This is a genomic window from Thermogemmatispora sp. (genome assembly GCF_042408735.1).
Classification (GTDB): domain Bacteria; phylum Chloroflexota; class Ktedonobacteria; order Ktedonobacterales; family Ktedonobacteraceae; genus Thermogemmatispora.
Genome location: NZ_JBHOQV010000054.1, coordinates 24,135 through 47,538, shown reverse-complemented (window position 1 = coordinate 47,538; position 23,404 = coordinate 24,135). Strand labels below are relative to the sequence as shown.

Here is a 23,404-nt window from a genome sequence, read left to right as displayed (position 1 = left end):
GAACTCCTGCCAGACCCCAATAGGCCTGGGCCAGGGATAAGGCTGGAGGAAGAAGGAGGGAAGGAGGAAGAAGGAGGAGCTGCCGACTATGAGCGAGCAGAAGCCAGGCAAGCCAGAGAGGGGCAATCGGGGCGATGGTCGCCCTTCTCCCGAGGAGCTGCTGGAGCGCTATGGCCTGCGCGATGAGGATCTGGCCGCAGCCGGCCAGCCGGAGGTCGACCAGGCAGGCGCCGGGGTCAGCGGCGACCCCAGGCCGGCAGCCGGGCGCGCCCCACGCCTCTCCCCGGGCCGGCGCGGGCGCCTGCGCATCTATCTGGCCGCCGCTCCAGGCGCGGGCAAAACCTACGCTATGCTCAATGAGGGGCACCGACGCAAAAGTCGGGGCACCGATGTGGTGATCGGCTACGTTGAGACTCACGGGCGCCCACGTACCGCCGAGCAGATCGGCGACCTGGAGATCATCCCACGCAAAAAGCTCGTCTACCGTGGCCTGACGCTTGAAGAGATGGACCTGGAGGCTATCCTGGCTCGCCACCCTCAGGTCGCGCTCATCGACGAGTTGGCTCACACCAACGTCCCCGGCTCCAGGCATGAGAAGCGCTATCAGGATGTCCTGGCACTGCTGGAGGCCGGAATCGACGTGGTGACCACCCTCAATATCCAGCACCTGGAGAGCCTCAACGATATTGTGGCCAATATCACTGGCGTGCGCGTGCGCGAGACCCTGCCCGACTGGATTCTCGATCAGGCCGATGAGGTCGAGCTGATCGATATCTCTCCCCACGCCTTGCGCCAGCGTATGAAGCACGGCAATATCTATCCGCGCGAGCGCATCGACACCGCGCTCAACCATTTCTTCCGTGAGGGGAATCTGACGGCCCTGCGCGAGCTGGCGCTCCGGCGGACGGCCGAGAAGGCCGAGGCTCAGCTGCAGCAATACATGGCCTCGCACAACATCGCCAGACTCTGGCCAGCCTGCGAGCGAGTCCTGGTTGGTTTTGATCACCGCCCCCACAGTCGTCAGGTCATTCGCGACGCCTGGCGCCTGGCCCACGGTCTCCAGGCTCAGTTGATCGCCGTTTCGGTCGAGCCGACCGGTTACGCCGCCTGGATGGCGCGCCTTGTGCGCCTGCTCAAATATGGTCGTCGCTTGCACGCTGAGGAGGAGGCTGCACGGCGCCGCCTTGAGGAGCATGCCCTGCTCGCCGAGGATCTTGGGGCCGAGGTGCTCCATGTCCGCAGCCGCGATATAGCTCAGGCCCTCGCCTCCATCGCGCGCGAACGTCGCGTGACGTTGATTGTCCTCGGGCTTCCCGCGCGCCGCCGCTGGGAGGAGCTGCTGCGGGGTTCACTGGTTAATCGCTTGCTCCGCCTGAGCAGCGATATCGATATCCACCTGGTGCCGCGCCGCCCTGGCACTGAGACCGACCAGCAAGGCTAGCTCCCTTCCCCGGTAGATCGGCCCGGCCCAGGTCGCGAAGAAAGACTTGACAGCTCTCCGCTCGGGCTGCTATACAACCAGCTATATACTCGTAAAAGAAGGCCGCCATTATCTTCTGATCTGAGGAGAGAGAGGAGCTACCAACGGATGGAGCTACGCGGGAAACGTGTTTTGGTTATGGGTCTGGGTCTACAGGGTTCGGGCGTCGCCGCCGCTCGCTACGCCGCCGAGCAGGGTGCCATCGTGCGCGTCACCGACAAGAAGCCGGCGGAGGTACTGGCCCCGAGTATACGCGCTCTAGACGGCTTGCCCATCGAGTTCATCCTCGGCGAACACCGCGAAGAAGATTTCCGTTGGGCCGAGATCGTCATTCGCAATCCCGGCATTCCACGCAACTCACCGTACCTGCAGATCGCCCGTGCTCATGGCGCTCAGATCGAAATGGAGCTGGCTCTCTTTATGCTCGCCTGCCCAGGTCGCACCATCGGCGTCACCGGTACTCGCGGTAAGACCACCACCAGCACGCTGATCTACGAGATCCTGCGCGCCGCCGGCAAGCCGGTAGTCATCGGCGGCAATGTGGCCGGCGTTGAGACGCTCTCGCTCTTGCCACAGATTACCCCCCAAAGCCTGGTGGTTTTGGAGATGTCTAGCTGGCAACTGGAAGGCTTCGAGCAGCACCGCCTCAGCCCCAGTGTGGCCGTTATGACCAATCTCTATCCCGATCACCTCGACACCTACGCCAGCATGGAAGAATACGGAGCAGCCAAAGCCAATATTTTCCGCCACCAGCGCCCCGAAGACCTGGCCGTCTTCAACTACGATAATCCCTGGACGCGGCGCTTTGGCGAGGAGGCTCCAGGCCGTACCTGGTTCGCCAGCCTGGAGCGTGGCGGGAGCTTTCCCCGCGGCTCCAGCGAGCTGCAGCCCTTTATCTTCCGCGACACCCCTCTGCCCGGGCGCCACAATCTGGAAAATATCTTGCTGGCCACAACTGTCGCCCGGCTGCTGGAGATCCCCGACGAGGTGATCGCCGCCACCGTGCGCCACTTTCACGGCGTCGAGCATCGCCTGCAGGAGGTGGCCGTCATCAACGGCGTGCGCTACATCAACGATACCACTAGCACCACCCCGGTGGCCGGTCGCATGGCCCTGACCGCCTTCAACGATCCAATTCTTCTGATCGCCGGAGGCAACAGCAAGCATTTGCCACTGGAGGACTGGCCGGCTCAGATTGTGGCCCACTGCCGCGCCGTGCTCTTGCTCAAAGGCAGCGGCACCGAGGAGCTGCTGCCCGCCCTGGAGGCCGAGGCCGCCCGGCAGGGGCGCCCTAACCCAGTTCAGGGGATCTTCGACCGCTTCGAGGAGGCCCTCGATACTGCCGTAGCCCTGGCCCGACCCGGCGAAATTGTCCTTCTCTCTCCAGGCTTCACCAGCTTCGGCATGTTTCAAAACGAGTTCGATCGCGGTCGGCGCTTTATCGCCTATGTGCGCGCCCTCCAGGAGCGCCAAAACTCAGCGACGCCGGCGCCAGAGTAGGTCTCTTTTTTCCGCTTACCTCCCACTCCCAGACCGGCCAGATCACCAAAGGAGAGGGCGATACGACTCAGCGGTCGTACCGCCCTGCTGCCTCTGTCTGCTCATTTATCCGACCCGATCGACCGTCCGCTCACCCGCCTGAGCAGGAGACTGCAAGGGATGAGGCGCGCTTCAGCGGGGACCGGCGGCACGCACCTCCTCGCCGGGCAGGGTAAACTGCTTGAAATTCTCCTTGAAACGTGCCGCCAGCTCGGCAGCCTGGCGATCGTAGGCCGCGGGATCAGGCCAGGTGCTGCGCGGATTGAGCAGCTCGGAGGGCACCCCGGGACAGGCCACCGGAATATGGAGACCGAAGACCGGGTCGGTCACCGTCTCCACTCCCTCCAGCTCGCCGCTGATGGCCGCCCGCACCATTGCCCGCGTATAGTTGATGTTGATGCGCCGCCCAACCCCATAGGGACCACCGGTCCAGCCGGTATTCACCAGGTAGCAGCGCACCTTGTGAGCCACAATGCGCTCGCGCAGCAGATTAGCGTACTCGCCAGGGCGCAGCGGCAGGAAAGGCGCCCCAAAGCAGGGACTGAATGTCGCCTGCGGCGTGGTCACGCCCGACTCCGTCCCAGCCAGCTTGCTGGTATAGCCGGAAAGGAAGTAATACATAGCTTGCTCGGTGCTCAGGCAAGAGATCGGCGGAAGCACCCCAAAGGAGTCCGCCGAGAGGAAGATGATGGCCTGGGGATGGCCAGCGCGGCCCTCCAGTACGACGTTGTCAATGAAGTCGACGGGGTAGGCAGCACGCGTATTCTCCGTGATCGAGGCATCCTCATAGCGTGGCTCGCGGGTCTTCTCATCGAGAATCACATTCTCGTAGATGGCCCCGAAGCGCATGGCGTTCCAAATCTGCGGCTCATTCTCGCGCGAGAGATTGATGCATTTCGCGTAGCAACCGCCCTCGAAATTAAAGATGCCGGTATCGCCCCAGCCATGTTCATCATCGCCGATCAAGCGACGGGTGGGATCAGCCGAGAGGCTGGTCTTGCCCGTACCGGAGAGGCCGAAGAAGAGCGCCACGTCGCCCTTTTCTCCTACATTGGCCGAGCAGTGCATCGGCAGCACTCCCTGGGCTGGCAGCATAAAGTTCAGCACGGTAAAGACCGCCTTCTTCATCTCACCGGCGTAGTGGGTACCGGCAATCAGGATCAGGCGCTCTTCGAAGTCGATAATGATGGCCGTCTCCGAGCGGGTGCCGTGGGTGCGCGGATCGGTGTGGAAATTGGGCACGCAGAGAATCGTGAAGCCCGGGCGCTCGCTGGCCAGGTCTTCATCCTTCACGCGCAGGAAGAGCTGGCGCGCGAAGAGATTGTGCCAGGCCAGCTCGGTGATCACCTGCAGCGGGATGCGGTAAGCCGGATCAGCCCCAGCAGCGGCATCCAACACGTAGACGTCGCGTCCCTGCAGATAGGCCGCCAGGCTGCGCCGGACCATCTCAAAATGCTCTGGCGTCATGGGATGATTGTTTTCTCCCCACCAGATGCGCGCAGCCGACTCCTCGTTCGAGACAATGTATTTATCCTTGGGCGAGCGCCCCGTATGCGGGACGGTCTTTGTAGCAAGCGCGCCATTCGAGGCCAGAACCCCCTCGCCGCGCGCCAGAGCATGCTCAACCAGGATGGCCGGGGCAAGGTTCCAGTGGATCTTGCCCAGGTTCATCAGCCCATACTCTTCCAGGGCCTTCCGGCTCATCATCATTGTCATAGAGTGTTCTCCTTTTAGGGCACGTTGGCAACGGCTTTGTCTTCCCGCCGTATGTCCGCACCGGCTCCTGAGCCGGGAATCAACAACAATCCATGGTATCGTCTGATAAATATACCCAACGAGCACAAAATGAACAAAGGGAAGTAAGGTGCTCAGGCCAGCCCGGCACTCGGCATACGAGCGTGTGCGTATCCGTCTTTGAGCGTCCGCACGGCAACGTTGATGCCCCTACCGGTCGTTAGTTTATCAAACTTGACCGGGACAAAGCAAGCCACATAGCCGCCGGCCCGGCTCTGGTCTCCATTGGCTTCCGCCGGCCCGGCAAGGCAATGGAGCGGACCGCCAGTAGCTGCGTCGGTCTCTTTCACCAAACTGTTGCTTATCCATTGGCAAAAAAATTTGTATGGATTGTTGGCACTCACCAGTCCCTCTGCATGCCATTGAGGAATCGGCGGCATCTCTTGCTCACCTTCCCAGGAGGGCCAGAACAGGGAACTGCCCCCGGTACGCGCCCCCGCCGTGTTGCAGGTTGCTCGCGACCTCCAGCTCGTTTCTTCGTTTCTCCCTAGAGGGAGATTGCAGGATTTTCACCTGTCTTCTGGGCGGCCTATTGCTTTCACTCCCCCTTACTCCTTGCCTTGCAGGTGGGTACTTGGGCATGCTCGTCTGCCGTGCCCCAACCTGAGCCTTAGCGAGTAAGGAGGCTGTCACTATCGCCCGATCGGGCAGGGATTACCTGGGAAGGAAAGAAGATGGCTCGCTCTCTACCTGCCTTGCGCTCCGCCGGCCCTGACTCCGCTGGCGGCAATGGGGGGAAAGCTGCTCCGCGCTCGTTTGTCAGGTTGGCTTTGTGGCGCCTACGCCGCACCTGGGGCTTGCTTTCGATTAGCGCTCTTGGCCTGGTGGTGGCGGTGTTGATTCTCTGTACGGTGCCTCTCTATTCGGCTCTGGCCCTCTCTCTTGGCTTGCAGGAGGCCTTTGGTCTTCACTCGGAGAGCGCCGATATTCTGGTCCAGGGTAGTGCTGAACAGCTTTCGGTCTCTGGCCCCCGCCAGGCTTCGACTACCCCTGATCAGGAGTTTCGGCGCTCGCTCGGGAGCTATCCAGACTCCGCCAGCCTCTCAATTGCTACCCCCCTGGTCCCACTGCTGCGGCTCACTCGCAAGCTGTGAGCGGGAGTGAGATTTAGCTGGTGGCCGAACCGGCGGCCAGCTTCACAGCCCATGCTTCCCTGCTGACAGGCCGCTTCCCCGGGGCCGAGCAGCCTTCTTCCTCGTCTGCTACGCTGGAGAACGCGCTCTCTCCCCAGGAAGCCAGTCAGCTCAAGGCTCGTCCCGGCTCAACCTTGATGGCTCAGTTCACCTACGTGCAGATCCCCACCGAGCACGTCTTGCGCAATGTGACACTGCGCGTGGTGGGAGTTTTCTCCCCGCGGGTCGACCCATCTTACTGGCAGGGTGCTACCTTCAGGTGAAGGCCGCCACCATCTCTCTTTGCGCCCTGGTGGCCCTGGTCATGGTGCTGGTGCTCTTGTTCGTGGCAGTCATGACCGATCTGCTGATTGAGCGCCAGAGCGAGTCGCTCGCCGTTCTACGCAGCCGCGGCCTGAGCCGCAGCCAGATCTTGGGCCTTTTTGCCTCTCGGGAATTGGTTCTATGCCTGTTTGCTCTCTTGCTGGGCCTCATTGGAAGCGGCTTACTGGTACAATTGCTGGCCGTTCGCTTGCTGCCGGCGAGCAGCCCGAGCGTGCTGAGCTTGCTCAGCCGGGATTGGCCTTCGCTCTTGCCGTCCCTCGGTTGGCCAGCCCTGCTGACCGCCCTGGCCGCCCTGGGGGCCTTGCTGACAGCGCTCTGGCACCCGCTGCGTTCGAGTATTGTCAGCCTGCGCCGAGAAACGACACGTCCCGCCCAGCACCCTCTCTGGCGGTGCCTCCATCTGGACGTCATCTTTCTGCTCCTGACGCTCGCCGGCTACAGCCTCTCCTTCTATTTTATGAACAGCAACGTCCTCGACGCACGTATGCGCCCGCTTCTGCTCTCGCCCCTCTCACTTCTCGGAACAGTAAGCTTACTATTAGTAGCTATTATACTATTTTTGATATTTTTGCCTCAATTACTGTTTCTGGTGAGCAGGCTAGCAGTCAGGAGAAGAGGAGTGACTTCTCTGTTGGCCGTGGCTCAACCGGCGCGCTCCCCGCATCAGCCAGTCCGCATGACGCTGCTGCTCTCTCTGGCAACAGCCTTTGCCATCTTTAGCCTGGTTTTTCTCAGCACCCAAGAGCAACGGGCGTCCGATGTCTGGATCTATACTGTGGGGGCAGACATCAGCGGGCCTTTGGCTTTTCCGGATCGGCTTGATGACCTGACGAACCTGACGTCGGCCTATCGGCGTCTGCCTGGAGTGCTTGCTTCCTCGCTCGGCTGCGCCACAACGGCCAGCGCCGGCGGCTCTCTGCAGCTTCCCATCGCGCTAAGAGCCGTTGACAGGACGACCTTTGGGCAGGTGGCCCTCTGGCCCCAACGACAAGGCTCTGAGCCGGCGCTCTCAACGTTAATGGGGCTTCTACGGGCAGGGCGTGGCAGGGGCGAGGCTCATCGTCTGGTACCGGCGGTCATCGATAAGGCCGCCGCACAGTCGCTGCATCTCTCCAAGGGTTCGACGCTGGTGCTCACCGTGACGGCAACGCCAGGCTCACCCCCTGTCGAGATTTCCTTTATCGTGGTTGGCCAGGTATCAGCTATTCCTACAGTGCTCTCCAGTCCCCAGGGCAACGTTGCCAACGGCGTTCCCGCTGGCGGCGTGCTGGTCGACTACCAGACCTGCGCCGATATCTTTGAGGGGCCGGCCCTCGCCGCAGGCAGCGATCTGTTGCCGCTCAATTATGTCGGGCTACGTACCTCGGAGCAGGGTCAGGCCCTGCTGCACCTGCGCGCTCTGATGACCAGCGGCGATCTGGAGCTGACGCTGGTCTATGACCGGCACGCTCTGCTGGAGGAGCTGCGCTACGAGCCGCTCTATCTGGATCTGCTCGGCTTGCTCACGCTGGGGATCTCCACCGCTTTGCTGCTCGCTCTCATCGGGAATTTGCTGGCATCCTGGCAGAGCACGCGTGGCCGCGTGCACCAGTTCGCCCTGCTACGCGCTTTGGGGTCCAGCAGCCGCCAGCTTATCGCGATGATCGCCTGGGAGCAAGGGCTGGTTTATCTAGTAGCGACCGCCCTGGGCAGCATCTTTGGCCTCGTGCTCGCCCGGTTGGTGGTGCCGGCCCTGATCTTCACCGGCACCCCAAGTACTGGAAGCGGTAGCAATCTCGCTGGTGCAGCTCTCTATGTATCGCAGCGTGTGCCCGCCGTGCAGCTTATTTTCCCGCCGCCCCTACTGATCCCGCTGGCAGGGTTGCTTCTTATCTGCCTGCTCTCGTTGGTACTCGTCGTCATCGCCGTCTCGCGCCTGACGATGGAACGCACACTGCGTCTCAACGAGGATTAGCCGTGCCAACCCGATTCTGGACTGGAGCTAGCCGCCCAGTCAGCCAGTGAGGACAAGGCGCATGGCAGGGGGAGCAATCAGGTCCGACAGGCAGGAGGCGCGTCGAGGACGGCTGTCTCTCCCTTGCCTGGCGCTCTGAGGATAGAGAGAGGGCGCCTGCCTCGCCTCACTCACGATCGCTCACTCTGCTCCAGCCTCTCGATCGCCTGTCTGGCTCTCAGCAGACTGGCCCCTGTTAGCTCGCGATAAAGCTTGACGGCTTTGAGCTTCTCTCCGCTCCGGATGGCAGCCCGTATCTCTTCCCAGGCAGACCGTTCCAACTCGCCTGGCACTGCGGCCTCCGGGCTACCGCCAACAACGGCTTGCTCCATAGCCTCGATCGCTCTGGCGGCAACTCGCTGCGGCAGGCCGGTAGCCTCCTGATAGCGCTGGAGAGCGGCTTGACGCTCACCAGCCACGATCAGCTCACGGACCGCGCTCAGGTCCAGCGCGGCGATCGGCATAAAGGGAGGGAGAGCCGAGCGCCGACCGGCCAGCATCTCTTCAATGGCATCCCTGGCCCTCTTCAGACTAACGCCGGTGAGCTGGCGATAGTGCCTGATGGCTGCGATCCTCTCGCCGCGCTCGATCAAGAGGGGCAAGAGCCTCTCACCGGCTGACCCAAGACCATTGTCGTAACTGGTAGACTCCAGCTCCAGCCGAAACGCCCGCTCGCTAGCCTGAATGGTGCGCCGCCAGAGGAGAATCAGGACGAGCATGAGGGCGAAAGCGCCCAAAAGAATCAGGAGCACCATAGACCTTTCTCCAGGGAACAGGAGAACAACCTTTCAGCAGAAGAGAGTGTAAGTTCGGCCAGGAGAAACTGTCAAGTAGCGAGGATTGAGTACAAAGTCACGGTGAGGTAGCCAGGAGGTAGTCAGAGAGAGCAAGAAGACCGGAGTCGCGCACTGGGGTAAAGGGGCATTCCAGTCACCACCGCTGACCAGAGCGAGCGTGGGACATAGATACGGCGGAGGCCCACGCTCGCTTTCAGGTAGCGGTCAGAGTTCGGCTTGGTGCCTCATTCTCCAGGGTCGCGCCCGGCGGAAGGAGCAGGTGCGACCTCAGTCGGTGAGGCTGCAGCCTCGATGTCATGGATGTAGCGCCGGCCACGCAACAGCGATGCCACGGCTGCCACCAGGCAGAGGACCAGCGAGAGGTAGAAGACCGAGCGCAGCCCGAACATGAAGGGCGAGGCGATCAGGTTCGGAAAGAACATCTTCCCTAGCAGGTGGGCACGCTGAGCTGGAGCAATATGCTGCAGAACTGGGGCAGGCAGGAGGGTAGCCATCGGATTGTAGCCCAGGAAGGCCGCGAAGAGAGCCGAGGTAGGCGGCAGATGGGCGATCTTCTCCGCTACAGCCGCAGGCACACCGGCAGCCGTCAGGCCCGAGGAGAGAGCAGGCGGCAAGGCAGAGGCCAGCCCAATCGTCACCACGCTGAAGAAGAGACCGATGCTCATGACCGTGGCCGAGTTCTGGAAGGTCGAGCGCATGCCCGAAGCCACGCCGCGCCTGTCCGCAGGCACGCTGTTCATGATCGCCGTCGTGTTGGGAGCGGCAAACATTCCCTGCCCAATACCCATCAGCAGCAGGATCAGAGCGAACCAGATGTAGTCGAAATTGGCTGGCAGAAAGGTCAAGAGCAGAAAACCCAGGGCCTGCACAATCATGCCCAGGGTCGAGAAGAGACGCGCCCCAAAGCGGTCGGAGAGCCAGCCACTCAAGGGGCCAAAGGCAATGAAGCCAATCATCAGAGGGAGCATGTAGATGCCGGCCCACAGCGGCGTCTCCTCAAAGCTGTAGCCATGCAGCGGCAGCCAGATCCCTTGCAGCCAGATGATCAGCATGAACTGCAGGCCGCCACGCGCGATGCTGGCCAGCAGGCTGCTGAGGTTCCCGGCCGTAAACATGCGGATCTTGAAGAGATCGAGGCGGAACATGGGATCACTGACGTGCAGCTCGACAAAGACAAAGGCTACCAGTAGGACAACCCCGAGCACGATCGCCAAAATGACCAGCGGGTTGGTCCAGCCCATCGGCTGATTGCCGTACGGCTCAAGGCCATAGGTGATGCCGATCAGCAGAATGGTCAGACCCAGGGCAAAGGTAATGTTTCCCAGCCAGTCGATCTTTTGATGACCGCGAATGGTCGCTGTCTCGCGCAGCATCCAGTAGGCCCAGACGGTTCCAAAGAGACCAAAGGGGACGCTGACAAGGAAGACAACTCGCCAGTTGATGGTGGCCAGAATACCTCCCAGGATCAGCCCGATGATGGAGCCGAGAATGGAAGCAATCTGGTTGATGCCCATCGCCATCCCTCGCTGATGTGGAGGGAAGGCATCGGTCAGAATGGCCGTGCTATTGGCAAAGAGGAATCCCCCTCCAACCCCCTGGATGAGACGGAAGATGATTAGCTCCAGGGCCGCGGTGTTGCCCGTGCCCGGCGTTAAAAAGAGGAGGATGCTCCCCAGGGTGAAGATGGCAAACCCCAGGTTGTACATGCGCACGCGCCCGAACATGTCGGAGATACGCCCAAGAGTCACCAGGAGCGTGGCCGTGACAACCATGTAACCCAACAGCAGCCAGAGGAAATAGTTGGTCTCCCCAGGCGCCAGCGGGTTGATGCCGATACCGGTGAAGATCGCTGGCAGGGCAATTAGCAGAATACTCGAGTTTACCGTTGCCATGAGCATGCCCAATGTGGTATTGGACAGCGCAATCCATTTGTAGTGCGGACTGATTCGGGGCTGCTCTCCGCTCACTTGCACTTGCTGCTGTAACGTCTCACTCCGTGCCATACCGCTCTCGCTCACCTTCTCTCTTACTTTCACTCAAACTATAATAAATTTCACTACATGAATACACTGAGGAGAGAAAGAGCCGCTCCCTGGCCCGATTCAGACAGACAGCTCAGCCCGAGAGAGAGCGCCAGCTCAGTTCGGTCTGCCTGACTCGCTGAGCTGGCGCCGCGCGAGCGTCGTCCCTGGCCGGCGCGTCTCTCTCCCTAGGCTCTCCCAGGCGTCTCCTCATCATAAGGAAGGCGCAGATCGCCCGGGCGCCCACGGTAGGGGGCCAGGCCGGCCCCCGGCCCCAGCTCCTGCTCTGGCAGAGCCAGGCGGCGGGCCTTGCGCTCCAGGGCCAGCACGATCAGATCGACCACGCTATCCAGGTCTAGCACATCGGTATTGAGCACCAGGTCATAGAGGTGGGGATCAGCCGGATGGCGCCGATACTCCCTCTGCAGATAGCGCTCGCGATCGTGGTCTTTGCTCTGGATGCGCGATCGAGCAGCATGCTCGTCAAGGCCCTCGCGGCGCATGACGTAGGGGATGCGCCTCTCCAGTGAGGCCACAATGCGTACGTGCAGTACATCGCGGCGCTCGCCCAGGACAACCTGAGCCCCCCGCCCCACTATGACAACCTTCCCGACAGCAAAGGCCCCCTTGATAACCCGGTTGACAGCCTCGCGATATTCTTCGGGGTTGGTAAAGAGGGCCACCGGCGCGCTCTCATCATAGATCGCTGGGTAGACCGCTGGGGCAATGCCCTGCATGCTGGTGAGAATGCGCGAGAGCAGACCCTCAACTCGCTCATCGCGCGCCTCCGCTTCCTCTTCGCTGACTCCCAGCTCCCGTGCTACCTGGACCACAACTTCGTGATCCACCAGATGCCAACCCAGCCGCTCCGCTAGCCTCCTGGCAATCTCTCCCCCACCACTCCCATACTCACGCGAGATGGTCACCGCCCTCATCTGGTTGATGAGGCTGGACTCTCCACTCATACCCTGCCTCCTTCCTCTGGCCGCCAGGCCAACGCTCTCCTCGCATCAGCCTCCTCAAGCGACCAGCCTTTAATTTGATATTCAAATTATCTCACTTACCAACTATACTACATTCAAACTAAATGATCAAGGTCAGCAGGACAGCGATTCCGGTAGCTGAGCGGCGGGCGGGTGAAAAGGGCGCAGAAGAGGTAATGTATCAAGGACGGACGGACCGGCTGAGGAGGACGGTCACCGGCCAGAAAGCCGGAGTGTGAGCCGGTCTGGCGCGGGTCGATCACCTTCAGTGCGTCGACGGGCTATATTCGTACGCTCCGATATCGCAGGCGCCTTGCTGGGGCCGGCGCACGCCGCGCTGATCGGCAGCCACGTCGCAGTCGGCGGGAGGAATGCGGTTGATGGCTGGGCTTCCCTGCTGCAGAGCATGGGTGGGCGTGGCTCCTCCATTGGCGCGCAGGAGCGGATCTACGTCGAGCGCGGATGAGCTGATGTTTAGCAGATCCAGGTGGTGGCGTTGCAGCGGATCAGAGAAGATGGCTCCCTCAGTCTGCTGGACGAGGTTATAGCCTTCGCTCGTCACACGTCCCAACAGATCGGGGGCACGCGCCGCAATGTTGGCCGCGAGCAAGGAGTTGGCAAGCGTGATCTGCGAATGGCTCTGACTCGTTGTGGCAACCACCAGGCCGCCGCCAGCAGCGGCGTGGTTGCCATAAATAGTACAGAAGTCGAGACGGCCATTGATTTCGTCAAGGGCCAGACCGCCGCCAAAGCTCTGACGACGTCCCTGGGCGCTATTGCCCGAGAACGTGGTATTGACCAGGCTGAAGCTGCTCTGCTGTGATCCCGTGTCTGACGAGGGCGGAATGGCCAGGATACCGCCACCCTCAGCATCGCCAGCCTGCGCCTGAGCCAGGTTATTCGCTACCGTACTGGCTGTCATCATCAGGCTGCCCATAATGGTGAGTCCCCCACCACCAACAGAGCCTGGGCTTGTGGTGGTTGAGGTCGCCACGTTGCTGGTAATGGTGCTGGCAGTGACCGTCAGGCTTCCCTCAACTACCAGGCCACCTCCCGTAGCAGCGTTTCCCTGGCCATTGGCCTTGTTGCCCGTCACCGTGCTATCTATAAGGGTCATTTGCCCATCAATCATGATGAGACCTCCCCCAGAAGCAAATTGGGCCTGCGCGACGTTACCACTGACCAGGCTGTTTTTCAAGATGACCTGGCCTCCCGAGGCTTGCAGGCCCGCCCCTACTCCTCGATGGGCTGCGATGACGGTGTTGCCAACCAGTCGCGTATTGGTGAGCTGCACTTTGCTATTGAGGGCAGAGATGCCACCGCCATAGGCGTCCTCCTGGCTGCTAACCTGATTATTCGCGATGATGCTGTCAGTCAGGGTCAGACTGCCTTTGAGGGTGACGATAACTCCTCCCCCGGCGCTGTCTCCTCGACTATCCGTATCTTTGACACTGTTATCGGTAATCTGGCTTCCGCTCAGAGCGACGCTTCCTCCATTGTTGAGAATGGCCGCGGCATGAGCGCCAAAGCCGTTGCTCTGGACGTGGGTTATACTGCTCTGTAGCAGAAACAGCTCGGCCTGCGGGCTATTTTCGATGGCACTGCCTTCCACCTGGGTCGACCCGTTGCTGCTGGTAATAGAGGTCACAGTGATTCGGCTGACACGGCAGCGCTGCAAGGTCAGCTTTCCCTGATTGAAAAAGAAACTGTTGGGACTGGGCTGCCGCTCGCTGAAGCTGAGGTCGCTGAAGAGAACCTCCGTCCGACCGAGAATGTGGATGGCATAGCCATTCTCGGCGTCCGGCTGGCCGCTGATCGTGAGCTTGTCGGCCCCCGGGCCACGAATGGTGAGATTCTTATTGATGTCGAGGCTGTGAGTGAGAGAGAGGACGCCGGTCAGGCCCGACTGGATGCTGATGGCCTGGCCGGGCTTCGCTTCAGCAATGACCTGCCGCAGCGAGCCTGGTCCGTCATCCTGGAGCGAGGTGACCTGCAGCGGCGCAACCTGTAGATAGAGGAGTCCGCCTGCAGGTATGAGCAGCGTTAGTATGATCAAGACGATTAGGACAAGGCCGACGCGCCTGAGTGTGCTGGCCCGCCGGCTGGCTTGCAGAAAGGCGACCTCATGGACGTTCAGAGAAGATCGCTCCTGCCAGCGCAGGGCCTCCTTGAGCTGCGAGCCACGATAGAGGCGATCCCGCGGCTTGCCCCGCCGCCACCATTCCTGGACATCGGCGCTGACTCTGTGCTGGAGAAGAAGATCTTCACCGACCTGACGCATCCAGTCCACCAGCCGTGGCCATTCCTGCAGCAGTGCTTCATGGCTGACTTCGAGCACGACCTCTCCCGCCCGGCGCTCGCTCGTGAGCAGTCGGGCCTTTATAAAGGCGGTCGCTGTCTCCTCCATCAGACGGGTCTGGCGTTCGTCTTCAAAAGCTAATTCACTTTGGCGGACCCAGCGACGCAGCGGAGCCTGCCCTTCCCGTCCTGGCTGGACTAAACGCAGGAAGAGCTGGCGCGCCAGAAAACGATGCTGGTCCGAGGGGAGAGCGGCATAGGTGCTCTCAGCATGGCGCGCCAGAGCACCACGCACTCCTCCGATGGCCTCGTAGGCACGCCGGGTGAGACGACGGCCACTTCGTTGGTGAAAGAGCTGGTCAAGGGTGAATTCGAGCAGAGGCAGAGCGCCAGGCTGGTCGCGTATATCGAGGAGCAGATCAGCCACCAGATCTTCGTCGAAAACGAGCCGGACATCGGGCAGCATAGCCGGCTGCTCGATTATGTCGCGCAGCTCGTCGAGGCCCATTGGCCCTACAGGGCAATGGGCCGGCCCTTGCAGGAGCTGGGCCAGAGCAGGATAAGCCAGGGGTCGATCGTAACAATCGGCCCGGAGGGTAAGCAGTAGCAGCAGCTTGCCATGAGGGGCAGTAACTGCGGTGGCAATCAGCTCTATGAAGCGTTGCCGCTCGGCCTCGCTGACTTCAGGGGTGAAGAGTTCTTCGAACTGGTCAATCACCAGAACAAGATAGGGCTGGCTGGGAGCGAGCGTGAAGGCAAGGCGATGCAGCCCAGCGCTATCTCCCTGGAGAAGGGCGGTGCGGATAGCCTCTTTCTCCACCTGATTTCCACTAGCAGCCAGTACTTCTGCGAGAGCCTCTAGAGGCTGATAGGCTGGCCTGAAAATGGGCAGATAGCACCAGTTCTGACTTCCTGGCAAAGCCCCCGCCTGCAGCCGGGGAAGCAGGCCGGCCATGAGCAGGCTGGATTTACCGACCCCAACTCCGCCGATGAGCATCAGCAGGCGCGCGGCGGGGCCTGCCGCTCCTCCACCCAGCAGGGTTAGCAGCCGGGCTAACAGCTCCTGCAGAAGTCTCCCACGCCCAAAGAAATCGCCCTGATCTTCCTGGGTGAAGGCCCGCAGTCCCTTGTAGGGATTGCGCACTTCGGTCCCTTGATCGATGGCAATGATCTCCTGCTTCTCCCGGCGCTCACTGCTGTTGATCTGCCAGATAATTTCTGCCAGCGCCTCCCCGTACCTGGCACCGCAACCATCGCTGAGAAAGGCCGGCGGTACTGCTTCCGCGAGCGGCCAGGCGTTCCCAGGCGGGGGTCTCTGGCCTATGAGGAAATAGCGTACCGGACGTTGATAGAGTCTGGCCATCTGGAGCAGCCGCTCAGAAACAGGCATCTCCTGATCCTGGATGGTCAGGACTACCAGCACGAGCTGAGCAGCACGCATCATCTGGCGAAGAGCCAGCTCTTCGGCCTGCTCACAGCTGCGGGCCGAGATAACCGTCAGGCCGCACTCGTGCAGATCCTGCAAGAGACGCTGACAGACAGGAAGCTGCTCATCCCCAAAGGCCACAATCGCGCAGGCGTTGCCTTTACCGCCGCCAGCTCCCTTCCCCCCGATCTCAATCGCTGACTTTAGTTCCGCCTGCCTGGCAGCCCGGCCCAGGGCCTGGGCGAAGAGGAGGACAGCCGGATAGCGCTCCTCGGCCTTTTTGGAGAGGGCCCGGCGAATGACCCGGTCAACGGCCTCCGGCAGAGCAGGATCGTGCTCGCGCAGCGACGGCGGCTCGCGCGTGAAATGCTGGTTGACCACTTCAACGGCCCGGCCCTGAAAAGGCCGTACACCGCAGAGCAGCTCATAGGCAACAATGGCCAGGGCGTATTGATCGCTGGCATAGGTCGGCTGGCCCCGCAATTGCTCGGGCGCCATGTAGGCCAGCGTGCCTGCCAGGGCGGTTTCACCGCCAGGCTGGCGCCCCTGCTCCAAGAGGGGGAGAGCAATGCCAAAATCGCTTAACAACAGCCCTTCACTTCCAAGGAGGATATTCTCCGGCTTGACATCGCGATGGACAATGCTATGATTATGGGCGTATTGCAAAGCTTCTGCCAGCTCCTGGACATAGCCGACGACCGTACGGAGAGGAAGACGTGAGCCACGGGGGTGCCGATCCAGCAAGGTTCCCTCACGGATGTAATCCATGACCAGATAGGGCTGACCACGCTTGATGGCAAACTCATGCACCGGCAGGATATGCCTGTGACGCAGGCGAGCCAGGATCTGAGCCTCGCGCAAAAAAGCCTGCTCGTCCTCCTCTTTCGGAAGCTGGGGAAGAGCTTTGATGGCGACCCGAGTCTCCAAATAAAGATGCTCGGCCAGGTAGACCGTGCCGTACGATCCGCTGCCCAGCAGACGAATCAGCCGGTAATTGCCAAGCCGCTGGCCCGGTTGCAGCATTGCCAGGCTCCTCGATTGCTGCTAACTAGCGCCTCGCTTCTCAGAAGCGGCAGGCCATCTTGCGCAATACGCTCAGCATACCTCACTTGCCCGGTATACGAGCCTTCAAAGACAGGGTACTCCTCTTGCTTGCTACTGTCAAGTGAGCCAGTTCGCAGCAGAAGAGCGGCTCACGAAGGTCTCTCCTATCCCTCTCGCCCGGCTCTTCCGGCCTCCTCTGCTCCGTTGAGTCCTCTTCAGCAGCCAGGGCAGCCATTCCTGGTGACGTCAGCCCCTCTCGAGTGTCACAGTGTGTCACACAGAAATTGGCATGATTGTTGCAGCTATTGAAGAGTGTCGCCAGGGGCAGCGGCTCCTGTGTATTGCTCATTGGCTTGATTTGTGTCACTGGTGACCATTTGAGCCGCCAACGTCGAAAAAGGAGAGAAAGTATGGGCAGCAAGAGGCTTGATGCAGTATCGTCCGACTCCGTGCATTGGCACGCTGCCTGGTTGCTCCGTCTTGGGCGCACTGGCCTGCTGGCCTTTTTGCTCGTCTGTGCGCTGCTTCTTCCCAGTGGCGCCCGGCAGGTGAGGGCTGCGGGCACGGCTCCCAATGGGCCGGGCTACTCTTCTATCTGGGCGCCCTCCAACAAGGCTTTCCTTGGCACCGCCGCCAATACCACCAGCGATGTCTGGTTCACCGGCTTCAACGGCATTATCAGCGAGGTCTTTTTCCCCACCGCCGATACGGCCAACACCACCGATCTCCAGTTCTTGATCGGCGATAGCGGTCATAGCTGGGTTGACGAGGAGAAGGTCGCCACCACCTCCAGCGTCCAACTTTACAACGCTCATTCGCTGGCCTGGCAGGTAACCAACACCGCCAAGAATGGGCGTTACCGCATTACGAAGATCATCTATACCGATCCCGCTCGCAACTCGCTGATTCAACAGGTGACTTTCACGGCCCTCAGCGGCACGCTCTCGAACTATCTCCTCTACGTTCTGTACAATCCGGCCATTCACAATGCCGGCAACAACAATACCAGCTCTACCCAAACCTACAACGGGCGCACGATGCTGGTGACGACCGATAGCTCGGGCAACTATGCCAGCGCTCTGGCCGCCTCGCTCCCCTACGTCTCGGGGATGACCAGCTCGGGCTTTGTCGGTGTCAACGATGGCTGGACCGATCTGAAAGCCTCCAGCAACTGCGGGAGCAGTAGCTGTCCAGACTATACGATGAACTATACGTACAGCCTGGCCAGCAACGGCAACACTGCCCAGATGGGCCTGCTCGACCTCTCGAACGGCGGCAGCGTCAATACGAGCACCGCCACGACGATCACCTTTAAGCTCGTGCTCTCCTTCGGTCAGACCAGCGGCAGTACCTCCGCCGCAACGGTCGCTGAGCAGACGCTCAACGCCACCCTGAGCGACAGCTCGAATATGCTGGCAACCTACGTCTCCCAGTGGAACAGTTTCGACAATGGCCTCGTCAGCCCCCCAGCGGTTGGCAGTACGACAGCTATTCAGCAGGCCCGCCAGCAGGAGTACTACCTGGCTGTCAATGTGCTGAAGGCTTCTCAGGATAAGCAGACGGGAGCCTTCGTGGCCGGCCTGGGCACGCCCTGGGGCGATACCAATGGCGATGGCGACGCTGGCTATCACCTGGTCTGGGAACGCGATATGTACAAGATCGCCAGTGCCCTGATCGTGGCTGGCGATAGCGCTGACGCCCTGCGCGCTGTCCAGTGGGCCTTTAATACCCAGCAGCAGGCCGATGGGCATTTCCCCCAGAACAGCTATGTGAATGGGACGCCCTACTGGAATGGGATCCAGATGGATGAGCAGGCTTTCCCCATCATCCTGGCCTGGAAGCTGGGCTTGACCGATAATAGTACCTTTGTGAACCACATCAAGAAGGCCGCCGACTATATCGTCAGCAACGGTCCGCGCACCGGCCAAGAGCGCTGGGAGGAGAACAGCGGCTATAGTCCCTCAACCATCGCTGCGGAGATCGCCGGCCTGCTCTGCGCCGCCGACATCGCACGTGTCAACGGCGATACGACCGATCAGACACGCTATACGAATACCGCCGACTATTACCAGGGAATGGTGCAGAACTGGACTTTCACAACCAGCGGTCCCCTGGGCGGCGGCTACTACTTCGAGCGCATCGATGGCAACGGCAATCCGAACGATGGCGCCTCCATTACGATCGCCAACGGCGGCGGCACCTACGATGAGCGGACCGTTGTGGACGCCGGCTTTCTGGAGCTGGTGCGCCTGGGAGTGATGCCGGCCAACTCACCCTATATTACGCTCTCTTTGCCGGTGGTTGATGCGACCATCAAGGAGACCGTCAACGGCTACCCCTATTGGTTCCGCTATAATCACGACGGCTACGGTGAGCATAGCGACGGCTCCAATTACAATGGCACCGGCATCGGACGCCTGTGGCCCGTACTGACGGCAGAGCGCGGCATTTACACCATCGCCGCCGGTGGCGATGCCGACCTGTACTTGAGCGCGCTGATGGCAGCAGCCAATTCCTCAGGGATGATTCCAGAACAGATCTGGGACCTGGCCGCCCCCAGTGGCTATACCGCCGGGACGCCAACGAAATCGATGAATCCTCTCAACTGGGCTATGGGCGAGTACATCGTCTTGCTCTTCTCACAGGCTAACCACCGTGTGGTTGATATGCCTTCGATCACCTACAGCCGCTATGTGACCAATGCCTATCAGCCTCATAGTGGCTGGGTAGTCGACTACGATCCCAACCAGCTCCATCCCGGTAAGGCCCTGACGATCTATTACAATGGCTGGCTGGCCTCGCATGCCCACGTCTATATCCGCTGGGGCGAGAACGGCTGGCAGAATATTCCGCCCGATGCAGCCCTGGTGAAGCGCAGCGATGGCTTCTGGCAGGTGACGATCAGCGTGCCAACCGATGCTACCCAGATCAATTTCGCTTTCCACGACGATGCCAATAATTGGGATAACAATGGCGGCGGCAATTGGAACGTGCCTATCACTTCGTAAGCCAGACCGCCGCCCGCTTTGCCGCCAGGGGAGGCACCAGCCGGAGCGCTCGCCAGGCCCTTGATCACCGTAGCCGGCTTGCGGGTCGCCGAGATTAGACCTTTTCCCTTCCCCAACGAGCACTGTTAGTCCTGGTAGGAGAGGAGCGAGGAGGCAGCGCCCACTTTCTCCTTAGCGAAGGCCCCTCGCTCCTCCCAGGCTCAGCCGGTCGCCCGCGGATAAACCGCCATTTATTGGCGGATCAGGAGCCGGATCTCTCCCTCATGCAGCCGGCGATCGGGTGTGCAAACTTCCAGACACAAGCGCCAGTTTTCTCCCATCGGGAAGACGCCCCCGCCAACAAAGTTGCCCTTGCCGTCATTTCAGTATCCTCCCTGCAGTATCCTCACGTGGATCATTGCCTCTGCAACGTTACTATCGCTCTATGCATGTATGCAGACATCCAACTTTCAGTATCCCCACGCGGATCGATGCCTCTGCAACCGACCCCCCGAAAACCCCTCTGGGGTACATCTTCCATCTGCCCTAACGATTCAGGCCCCGTTGTTGGCAGCTGAGCGCCTCGCTCTGTTCCGTTTCCCTCTCCATTCCCCCCCTGCCACGACTCACTTCGAAACTCATCGGCTGCAGCGCTCAAGGGGCAAGTTCCGAGCGGTCATAAACCTACTCTCCATAATCAGAGCTGCAGAAGAGGCAGCTTCTTGGCCCTCTACAGGCTCTCAACGCCCTTTTCCTGAGGGCTTGTCCGGCGAGTTTCGAAGCGGCCCCCCTCAGGCACCAATCTGTGGCGGGGGAGCTTCCCTCCAGGTGCCTGACTCGTCCCCGCCATCCCTCACCCTGCCCGCTCAGGAGGGAGAGCAGGATGAAACAAGCTCCAGCGAGCGCGAGGAGATTACCCACCCCCTGATGAGAGATTTCGACCCGCTTCCCCCCAGAGGAGAGCGAACGGCACCAGCGCCTGCAGCGCGTCCTGACCTGCCCGCGGGCACGCCGGCCAGAGGAGGTCCTCCACTGCAGCACCTGAGTGTAACCAGCCAAGACCCCAAGGCACAGCAAGTCTGCATGCCTCGCAGAAATCCAGGCCAGCACACGCCGAAGCCTGGGAGGTGCTGCGCCGCCAGGCCAACGTTTCAGGCGGTTCCACAATTCTGAGGGAGACCGCCCGAGCAGAGCCGATGGTGGAAGAAATACCCCCCTAAGGGTCACTGCCGTCCCCGGAAGCTGCAGACCAAAAGCAGGCCAACAGCGAGCCGGAGCCGCCAGAACAGCCAGACTAACCAGGTCAGCTCGCCCAAGGCTCAACCATATCCTGGCCTGGCCATGGCCACTCCCTGGCCGCCCCGGCTCACTTCCTGTCTGCCCAGCACCCTCCTGAGGCCACGCCTCTCCCGTTCAGCTATGGCTCAGCAGTCGTCCCATCGGCACCCGCGCCAGCCTGATCCTGCCCCTCCTTCGGACTGCGCCCCGGACCATATCGGTGCTGATCAAGGTATGCCTCGAGATCGCTGCGCTTGAATCTCCAGGCTGAGGCCACCCGGTACCCCGTTATTTCCCCTCTCTCTACCATCCTCACCACCGTTCTGCGCGTGACCCCTATAAGCTTTCCGGCCTCAGTGGCAGTGAGCCACTCATCGTTGTGGTTTCTCTGGTCTTCCATTTACGGCTAACCCCTCGAGGTTGTCTTGCTCTTACCATTTTACCAAATTTTTCTAAAAGTAAGCAATAGACCATTTATATCTTTTTAACCACCTTTAATCAATTTTAACAATATTTATATTATATCTATTTGACCTTTATAACCACTTTGTATTGATTTCTCAGATTGACCATGCTATACTTTGAGAGAGGCAAGGAGCGGAGCAGGCCAGCCGGGGACCGAATGGCGCTGGTAGCTGGCCATCCGTTCGCTTGTCGGAGGCACAGAGGTGCCGGTAAGAGTCCCACAGGACCGCTATTGCTGGAGGTTGTCAGGCTGAGCGAAAGGAGTACACCGAGATGGTAGAACAACTGCAATGGGGTCGTAGCACCCTCGTCCTGAACGACGAAGCCTTCGCCCGAGGCTTTCGCGAAGGTCGGAAATACTACTTCGAGAGCCTGGTCTCCTCGCGAGCCAGGAGCAACCAACTGGCTGCCACAGAGCTGCTCTGGCTCATCGCCGCCCCCGATGAGCAGGGCCGCTATCAGCTAGAGCAGGACGGCGATCTGCTCACTAGCCTGCCAGAGGGCGTTGCCAACGTGATCGGCCTGATCGCGGGCTACCTCAGTGGACCTTTGCAGCCCGAGAGCCGCCCCGAACGGCGCCAGCGTCTGGCCGAGCTGCACGCCATCCTGCAGCGCGCTCAGAACAATACTCCCGAGAGTCCTCCCCTCACCCAGGCCAGCGCCGCCCTTTAGTCAGCCTTTTCCCTGTCACCAGCCCAGCCGCTTACCAGCCGGTCGGGAGACAGGTGGGCAGCGTAGCAATCAAGCAAGAGCAACAACAGGCAAGCGGGCAGGAAGCAGACAAGGGAAGGGGCTGCCCTTCCCTTCTTCACGGCAGAGCACAAACATGCTACAATCCAGGCGCATCACACTCATCACACTCTGCCGCCTGGAGGCCCTCAATGGAGATCGCTTCTACTACCTCACCCTCATCATCTCCGCTTGCCACCCGAGCGCCCCTGGTCATCCTCAATCCCACCGCCAACCAGGGCCGCATGCAGCGCTACCGAGCCCTGGTACGCCAGCGCGCCGCCGCCACCGGCGCCGACTACTGCGAAACCACCCAGGCCGGTCAGGCCGAGCGCCTGGCGCGCGAGGCCGCCAGCCAGGGACGGCCAATCATCGTCGTTGGCGGAGATGGCTCCATCCACGAAGTCGTCAACGGCATCCTCAGCAGTGGCCAGCGCGTTCCCCTCGGCATCATCGCCGCCGGCTCTGGCAACGACTTCGCCTACAACACCCTCAACCTCCCTCGCCATCCCGAGGCCGCCGTCGAGCGCGCCTTTGACGGCGAACCCAAGCCCATCGACGCTGGCCAGGCCAACGAGCGCTACTTCGCCAACTCCTTCAGCGTCGGCCTTGACGCCGACATCGCCGCCGGTGCCCGCCAGCTCAAAAAGATCCCCTTTATGACCGGCATGCGCCTCTACTACAGCTCCACCCTGCGCCAACTCCTCTTCGGCTACCGGCGCTGTCCCTGGCTGCGCTTTAGCCTCGTCCCCGTCGATTCCGCCGCCCCGCCCGCAGCAACCTTCCAGCGCTACGTTCTGCTGGCCGTCACCAACGGCCCTACCTACGGCTCCGGCTTCCGCATCAACCCTGGCGCCAGTCCCGACGACGGCCTGCTTGACCTGTGTGCCATTCGCTACGCGCCGCTGGGGCGCGCTCTCAGACTCCTCCCCGTCGTCAAACGCGGCGAGCATGCCGCACTTCCAGAAGTCCACTTCTACCGTCTCCAACAGCTCACCATCGAAAGCCGCCTTCCCCTGAACGTTCAGATGGACGGCGAAGTCTTCCACGGCCAGCGCTACGAGATTCGCGTCCTTCCCCAGGCTCTCCTGGTGCGCCGCTAGCCAGACCAGC

The 23,404-nt window shown here is 61.1% G+C and carries 15 protein-coding genes; 8 read left to right on the top strand and 7 right to left on the bottom strand.

Features of this window, described 5'->3' with window-relative positions; all coding sequences use genetic code 11:
- Positions 1 to 88 precede the first annotated feature (88 nt).
- Together ACFMO7_RS03755 and murD are read left to right on the top strand one after the other, a co-directional pair.
- On the top strand, positions 89 to 1,441 hold the full coding sequence (locus ACFMO7_RS03755) for a sensor protein KdpD (protein ID WP_376794195.1): 1,353 nt from the start codon (positions 89 to 91) through the stop codon (positions 1,439 to 1,441).
- Positions 1,442 to 1,588: 147 nt separating this feature from the next.
- Complete coding sequence (murD, locus tag ACFMO7_RS03750; protein WP_376794194.1) at positions 1,589 to 2,980, top strand: UDP-N-acetylmuramoyl-L-alanine--D-glutamate ligase; 1,392 nt, start codon at positions 1,589 to 1,591, stop codon at positions 2,978 to 2,980.
- Positions 2,981 to 3,151: 171 nt separating this feature from the next.
- Here the strand turns inward: murD and pckA are convergent, their stop codons facing one another.
- Both pckA and ACFMO7_RS03740 read right to left on the bottom strand, forming a co-directional pair.
- Positions 3,152 to 4,735 carry a phosphoenolpyruvate carboxykinase (ATP) gene (gene pckA, locus ACFMO7_RS03745; protein WP_376794193.1) on the bottom strand — a complete coding sequence of 528 codons (1,584 nt, stop codon included), beginning with the start codon at positions 4,733 to 4,735 and terminating at the stop codon, positions 3,152 to 3,154.
- 152 nt (positions 4,736 to 4,887) lie between these two features.
- Positions 4,888 to 5,103, bottom strand: a complete 216-nt coding sequence (locus ACFMO7_RS03740; protein ID WP_376794192.1) for a hypothetical protein — start codon at positions 5,101 to 5,103, stop codon at positions 4,888 to 4,890.
- A 384-nt stretch (positions 5,104 to 5,487) separates the two neighbouring features.
- Between ACFMO7_RS03740 and ACFMO7_RS03735 the strand changes: the two genes are divergently transcribed.
- Genes ACFMO7_RS03735 through ACFMO7_RS03725 form a run of 3 tightly spaced genes read left to right on the top strand, consistent with a single transcriptional unit; the run spans position 5,488 to position 8,224 of the window.
- A complete protein-coding gene (locus ACFMO7_RS03735) occupies positions 5,488 to 5,907 on the top strand; it encodes a hypothetical protein (RefSeq protein WP_376794191.1) in 420 nt (139 codons plus the stop codon).
- A gap of 20 nt (positions 5,908 to 5,927) precedes the next feature.
- The gene (locus tag ACFMO7_RS03730) at positions 5,928 to 6,209 is read left to right on the top strand and encodes a hypothetical protein (protein ID WP_376794190.1); all 282 of its coding nucleotides are present in this window, start codon (positions 5,928 to 5,930) and stop codon (positions 6,207 to 6,209) included.
- Entirely contained in the window at positions 6,206 to 8,224 is a 2,019-nt protein-coding gene (locus ACFMO7_RS03725) for an FtsX-like permease family protein (RefSeq protein ID WP_376794189.1), read from the top strand. Before ACFMO7_RS03730 ends, ACFMO7_RS03725 begins: the two co-directional genes overlap by 4 nt.
- Positions 8,225 to 8,394: 170 nt before the next feature.
- Here the strand turns inward: ACFMO7_RS03725 and ACFMO7_RS03720 are convergent, their stop codons facing one another.
- The 4 genes from ACFMO7_RS03720 to ACFMO7_RS03705 all read right to left on the bottom strand — a co-directional run bounded on the left by ACFMO7_RS03720 (position 8,395) and on the right by ACFMO7_RS03705 (position 16,811).
- Positions 8,395 to 9,018, bottom strand: coding sequence for a hypothetical protein (locus ACFMO7_RS03720; protein WP_376794188.1), 624 nt, complete (start codon positions 9,016 to 9,018; stop codon positions 8,395 to 8,397).
- A 266-nt stretch (positions 9,019 to 9,284) separates the two neighbouring features.
- Positions 9,285 to 11,063 carry an MFS transporter gene (locus tag ACFMO7_RS03715; protein ID WP_376794187.1) on the bottom strand — a complete coding sequence of 593 codons (1,779 nt, stop codon included), beginning with the start codon at positions 11,061 to 11,063 and terminating at the stop codon, positions 9,285 to 9,287.
- A gap of 206 nt (positions 11,064 to 11,269) precedes the next feature.
- Positions 11,270 to 12,046: an AAA family ATPase gene (locus tag ACFMO7_RS03710; protein WP_376794186.1), complete on the bottom strand. Its 777-nt coding sequence runs from the start codon at positions 12,044 to 12,046 to the stop codon at positions 11,270 to 11,272.
- A gap of 283 nt (positions 12,047 to 12,329) precedes the next feature.
- Positions 12,330 to 16,811, bottom strand: coding sequence for a protein kinase (locus ACFMO7_RS03705; protein ID WP_376794185.1), 4,482 nt, complete (start codon positions 16,809 to 16,811; stop codon positions 12,330 to 12,332).
- A gap of 431 nt (positions 16,812 to 17,242) precedes the next feature.
- Between ACFMO7_RS03705 and ACFMO7_RS03700 the strand changes: the two genes are divergently transcribed.
- The gene (locus tag ACFMO7_RS03700; RefSeq protein ID WP_376794184.1) at positions 17,243 to 19,840 is read left to right on the top strand and encodes a glycoside hydrolase family 15 protein; all 2,598 of its coding nucleotides are present in this window, start codon (positions 17,243 to 17,245) and stop codon (positions 19,838 to 19,840) included.
- Between the two features lie 1,396 nt (positions 19,841 to 21,236).
- Here the strand turns inward: ACFMO7_RS03700 and ACFMO7_RS03695 are convergent.
- A complete protein-coding gene (locus ACFMO7_RS03695; protein ID WP_376794183.1) occupies positions 21,237 to 21,497 on the bottom strand; it encodes a helix-turn-helix domain-containing protein in 261 nt (86 codons plus the stop codon).
- Between the two features lie 338 nt (positions 21,498 to 21,835).
- Here ACFMO7_RS03695 and ACFMO7_RS03690 point away from each other — a divergent pair, with 338 nt between their 5' ends.
- Together ACFMO7_RS03690 and ACFMO7_RS03685 are read left to right on the top strand one after the other, a co-directional pair.
- Positions 21,836 to 22,234: a hypothetical protein gene (locus tag ACFMO7_RS03690; protein WP_376794182.1), complete on the top strand. Its 399-nt coding sequence runs from the start codon at positions 21,836 to 21,838 to the stop codon at positions 22,232 to 22,234.
- Positions 22,235 to 22,443: 209 nt separating this feature from the next.
- Positions 22,444 to 23,394 (top strand): diacylglycerol/lipid kinase family protein, encoded by a 951-nt coding sequence (locus ACFMO7_RS03685; RefSeq protein WP_376794181.1) that lies wholly within the window; start codon positions 22,444 to 22,446, stop codon positions 23,392 to 23,394.
- Positions 23,395 to 23,404 lie beyond the last annotated feature (10 nt).

Coding starts and splice junctions, on each gene's coding strand:
- ACFMO7_RS03720 (WP_376794188.1), bottom strand. CDS start 9,018: ATGGTGCTCCTGATTCTTTTGGGCGCTTTCGCCCTCATGCTCGTCCTG.
- ACFMO7_RS03705 (WP_376794185.1), bottom strand. CDS start 16,811: ATGCTGCAACCGGGCCAGCGGCTTGGCAATTACCGGCTGATTCGTCTG.
- ACFMO7_RS03685 (WP_376794181.1), top strand. CDS start 22,444: ATGGAGATCGCTTCTACTACCTCACCCTCATCATCTCCGCTTGCCACC.
- murD (WP_376794194.1), top strand. CDS start 1,589: ATGGAGCTACGCGGGAAACGTGTTTTGGTTATGGGTCTGGGTCTACAG.
- pckA (WP_376794193.1), bottom strand. CDS start 4,735: ATGACAATGATGATGAGCCGGAAGGCCCTGGAAGAGTATGGGCTGATG.
- ACFMO7_RS03700 (WP_376794184.1), top strand. CDS start 17,243: ATGGGCAGCAAGAGGCTTGATGCAGTATCGTCCGACTCCGTGCATTGG.
- ACFMO7_RS03695 (WP_376794183.1), bottom strand. CDS start 21,497: ATGGAAGACCAGAGAAACCACAACGATGAGTGGCTCACTGCCACTGAG.
- ACFMO7_RS03735 (WP_376794191.1), top strand. CDS start 5,488: ATGGCTCGCTCTCTACCTGCCTTGCGCTCCGCCGGCCCTGACTCCGCT.
- ACFMO7_RS03715 (WP_376794187.1), bottom strand. CDS start 11,063: ATGGCACGGAGTGAGACGTTACAGCAGCAAGTGCAAGTGAGCGGAGAG.
- ACFMO7_RS03755 (WP_376794195.1), top strand. CDS start 89: ATGAGCGAGCAGAAGCCAGGCAAGCCAGAGAGGGGCAATCGGGGCGAT.
- ACFMO7_RS03690 (WP_376794182.1), top strand. CDS start 21,836: ATGGTAGAACAACTGCAATGGGGTCGTAGCACCCTCGTCCTGAACGAC.
- ACFMO7_RS03710 (WP_376794186.1), bottom strand. CDS start 12,046: ATGAGTGGAGAGTCCAGCCTCATCAACCAGATGAGGGCGGTGACCATC.